This window comes from Ruegeria sp. CE8, assembly GCF_056537465.1.
Genome location: NZ_JBQFRP010000034.1, coordinates 1 through 600 on the forward strand (window position 1 = coordinate 1; position 600 = coordinate 600).

The following is a 600-nucleotide window of genomic DNA, read 5'->3' on the forward strand; positions in this document are numbered from 1 at the left end:
TAATATGGCGTCTCTTGCAGGCAAAGAGGGTACACCCTACGCATCTGCATATTCTGCGGCAAAAGCTGGTGTAATAGGCTTTACTAAGTCGCTCGCAAAAGAGCTGGCCGAAACCAATGTTCGAGTGAATTGTGTGGCACCTGCCGCAGTAAAAACGAACATTCTCGACCAGATGGAACCTGACTTTGTGGAAACTATGATAGCAAAGTCACCGATGAAGCGCCTTGGCTCCGCACGGGAGGTCGCCGATATAGTGATGTGGCTTTCCTCTAGTGCATGCTCATTTAACACCGGCGCTGTTTTTGATATGTCGGGAGGCAGAGCCACGTACTAACGCGTTAGTGTTTACCGTCTTTGTCGCCGTTGTTATCTGCCTGTCCAACGCCCTTGAAAACGGCTTTGAATGGCAGGGCCCACAAAATACCAAGCCCCACATATATGGCAAACTCCACCCAGATGGAGGGGCGCTCAAACAAGCTCATCAGCCACCACGCCGCCGCGATATAGGCAGGCAGCCCGAAGATCAGGATAAGCAGGGACAAACGCTTGCGGGTTTTATAGCCAAGGGCCATGACAGGCAGCTCTCCCTTTGTTCGGTGA

2 protein-coding genes are annotated in these 600 nt (G+C 52.0%); one reads left to right on the forward strand and one right to left on the reverse strand.

Annotated elements, in window-relative coordinates:
• On the forward strand, window positions 1–334 hold a 334-nt coding region (locus ACR0AA_RS23255), incomplete at its 5' end, for an SDR family oxidoreductase (protein WP_480757762.1).
• Between the two features lie 4 nt (window positions 335–338).
• Here ACR0AA_RS23255 and ACR0AA_RS23260 read toward each other — a convergent pair.
• The coding region (locus ACR0AA_RS23260) for a DUF2842 domain-containing protein (protein WP_480757764.1) at window positions 339–600 on the reverse strand (262 nt) is incomplete at its 5' end.